This window comes from Collinsella sp. Sow4_E3 (genome assembly GCF_052116285.1).
In the GTDB taxonomy this organism is placed as follows: domain Bacteria; phylum Actinomycetota; class Coriobacteriia; order Coriobacteriales; family Coriobacteriaceae; genus Collinsella.
The window spans coordinates 1-3390 of record NZ_JBQKLJ010000039.1; the positions used below are offsets into that span (position 1 = coordinate 1).

The 3390-nt window shown below is 66.4% G+C and carries 2 protein-coding genes; both read left to right on the forward strand.

Annotation, left to right across the window (positions count from 1 at the left end; all coding sequences use genetic code 11):
* A partial coding sequence (locus tag ACTQ48_RS10885; RefSeq protein ID WP_441564100.1) for a hypothetical protein occupies positions 1–364 on the forward strand: 364 nt, incomplete at its 5' end.
* Positions 364–3381: a phage tail tape measure protein gene (locus ACTQ48_RS10890; RefSeq protein WP_441570920.1), complete on the forward strand. Its 3018-nt coding sequence runs from the start codon at positions 364–366 to the stop codon at positions 3379–3381. The genes ACTQ48_RS10885 and ACTQ48_RS10890, both read left to right, overlap by 1 nt.
* Positions 3382–3390: the final 9 nt, after the last annotated feature.

Consider the following 3390-nt stretch of genomic DNA (forward strand, 5'->3'; position numbering starts at 1 on the left):
CCGATTCAACGGGTGGGAGCCGACCACGGTCACCACCACCCGCCCCGACGGCACAACCATCACCACCCGTGACCCCGAGTTCGACGCGTGGGAGCGGTCGCTGTGGATCGCGTTCGATGCGTGGGAGAAGCAGTGCTGCCCCGGATGCGGCACCCCCTATGAGCGTGGACTGTGGGACAACGACGCAGACCCGAACCAGCGCCCACGGTGGCGGGTCGGCATGTACCGCTGCCGCCCCTGCGAGGTGTTGCAGCAGGTGCAGAGCAAGCACATCAAGGCCCTCGAAGCGGCCAACCATGACCAGCCAGTCCCTACCGGCCATCTCCAGTGGTTCGCGTTCGAACACCCCGAAGGGAGGCCCTGATGGCTGATCGCAACGTCAAGGTCATTCTCGCGGCCTCCGTGGAGGGATTCACGGCGGCGATGGGGCGCGCGAAGGCGTCGGTTGAGACGCTGGGTGCTGCGACCGCGAAGGCGTCACAGACGGAGGGGTGGCGTCGCGCAGGTACCGCCATGATCGGGCTGGGCGTAGCCGCCATGGCTGGGGTCGCGATGGCCGTCCGCGCCTCAGCGTCGTTCGAGCAGTCCATGGCGGAGGTTGCCGCTACTGGCGAGGAGGCACGGGGGCAGATCGACGGCCTCCGCAAGGCCGCGCTCGACGCTGGACGCGACACCGCATACTCCGCCACCGAAGCCGCAGGCGGCATTACCGCACTCGCGAAGGCAGGTGTCTCGACTGCGGACATCCTGTCGGGTGGCCTGCGTGGCTCCCTCGACCTCGCCGCCGCCGGCCAACTCAGCGTCGCCGACGCAGCCGAGACTGCCTCCGCCGCACTCGTCCAGTTCAAGCTCCAGGGCAAGGACACGTCACGAGTAGCCGACCTGTTGGCCGCTGGTGCGGGCAAGGCCATGGGCTCGGTTGGGGACATGGGGCAGGCTCTCAAGCAGTCCGGCGTCGTCGCCTCCCAGTTCGGGGTCTCTATCGAGGAGACCGTCGGCACCCTCGCCGCGTTCGCCTCCACGGGCATGATCGGTGCCGAGGCTGGCACAGGCTTCAAGTCGATGCTGCTGGCGCTCGCGAAGCCGTCGAAGGACGCGCAACGCACCATGGACGATCTCGGCATCGCCGCCTACGATGCCCAGGGCCAGTTCGTCGGCATCACCGACCTCGCCGGACAACTCAAGGACAAGCTGGGTGGCCTGACCGTGGAGCAGCGGCAGGCAGCCCTGTCCACCATCTTCGGATCGTTCGCGATCCGCAACGCCTCGGTGCTGTACGAGCAGGGTGCTGAGGGCATCCAGCAGTGGGTCAACAATGTCAACGACTCCGGCTACGCGGCGCGTGTCGCCGCTGGGCTGCTGGACAATCTCAACGGCGATCTCCAGGTGCTCGGCGGCTCGTGGGAGACACTGCTGATCAAGATGGGCACCGACGCACAGGCGCCGCTGCGCGGCGTGGTGCAGTGGATGACTGAGCTGATCAATGCGGTCGCCGAGCATCCAACCATGGCAGCATCGATCCTCAAGCTGCTGGCCGCGTTCGGCGGGTTCGCGCTCGCCGCGGGCCTCATCATGAAGGCCACCACGGCCGCCGTCGAGTTCCGCACCGCACTCGGCGCGCTCCGCACCGAGCACCCCCAAGCCGTGGGCGCGCTCGGCAAGATCGGTAAGGCTGCCGGCGCTGTGGGCTTGGCCTTCGCTGGCCTCGAGATCGCCTCCATGATCTTCGAGAAGATTCGGGCAGGCCAGCCCACTCTGGAGCAAACCTCGTCGCTGATGCTGCAACTGGCGGCATCCACCGACTCGGCCGCTTCCGCACTGTCCCGCCAGGACTTCGCCGCCCAGACGAGCATGGGCTTCCAGAAGATCGAGCTGAGCGTCGAAGCTGCATTCGAGCAGCTCAAGAAGTGGGACAACCTGCGCGACGGCTCCGACCCACTCGCCAAGATGTTCGCCGGCATGTCCGGCCACTACGGCGCGCTCAAGGAGCTCGAGGAAGGGTTCCAACGTGCGGACAGTGCGTTGAGCCAGATGGTGAGCTCCGGCAGCGCCGATCAGGCCGCAGCAGCATTCTCTCGCATGGCCGAGGCTGCGAGGCAGCAGGGCGTCGACAACGAGTCCCTGATCCGCCAGTTCCCGACCTACGCGGAGGGTCTGCGTGCGCAGGCGTCCTCGCTGCATGAGGCAACCGGGTACACCGACCTGCTGAACCTGTCGAACGAGGACCTCGTGCGCTGGATGGGTGGCGAGATTCCCATCGCAGTGCAGTCCGCGCAGATCGCCACCAAGAACGCAGGCTCGGCATCCGAAGCGCTGACGAAGAAGCAGAAGGAACTCGCCAGCGCCACCGACACCGCGACGCAGAGCTATGACGACTACGTGGACAGCCTGTTCGCCGCCAACGAGGCCGCGATGGCATCGCTGGACGCTGAGTTGGCGTTCAGCAAATCCCTGCTAGACGGGCAGGAGGCAGCCAAGAAGTGGGCCGCAGAGGTGAAGTCCGGCAACGCCAAGGCCGCCGACGCGTTCAGCAAGACCACCGAGGCTGGCATCGCGAACAACCGCGTGATGATGGACATGATCTCCAACGCCCAGCGCGACGTAGAGGAACGCAAGCGGCAGGGTGACAGTGTTGAGTCGATCATCGCCACCCATGGGCGCCACCGCGACGAGCTGCTCAAGGTCGCAACCCAGTTCACCGGCAGCAAAGAGGCAGCCACGAGGTACGTGGACGAGCTGTTCAAGACCCCCAAGGACATCAAAACCGCTGTGCAACTGGAGAAGGCCGCTGCGGATGCCCGACTCAGGGAGTGGCAGTCAAAGCTCAACAACGTGCCCGACAGGGTGCGCACCGACATTCTCGCTGCCGTGCAGAGGGGCGACCTTGCCACCGCCAACCAGCTCCTGGCAGACGCGGCCCGAGACCGAACCGCGACGATTCGCGTCCGCATCTCCAAGGACGGAACCACGATGACGGGCGGCGGCAACAAGGCCCTCATCAACGCCGCTGGCGGACTCTACTCAGACCGCGCCAATGGACATCTCCCGCAGATCGCGAAGGCTGGAGATTGGCGCATCTGGGCCGAGCCGGAGACGGGTGGCGAGGCGTACATTCCGCTCGCCAATGACTGGCGGCGACCTCGAGCCCAATCAATCCTACGCGAGACGGCCAGCCTGATCGGGATGCGGACCTTTGCAGGAGGTGGCATCTCGCACACCTCCCCGGCGCTCGACACGTCGGGCATCTCGGCTGCTGTGGCGGATGGCCTGGCTGGTGCGCGGATTGTGATGGTGGACCCGACCTCGGGTGTGGAGCGGCTGGTGGATGCGCGGATCGAGATGGCTGGCCGTCGGTCGGCATCGACGGTGAGGAGACGCTGATGATACTGG

Coding starts and splice junctions, on each gene's coding strand:
- ACTQ48_RS10890 (WP_441570920.1), top strand. CDS start 364: ATGGCTGATCGCAACGTCAAGGTCATTCTCGCGGCCTCCGTGGAGGGA.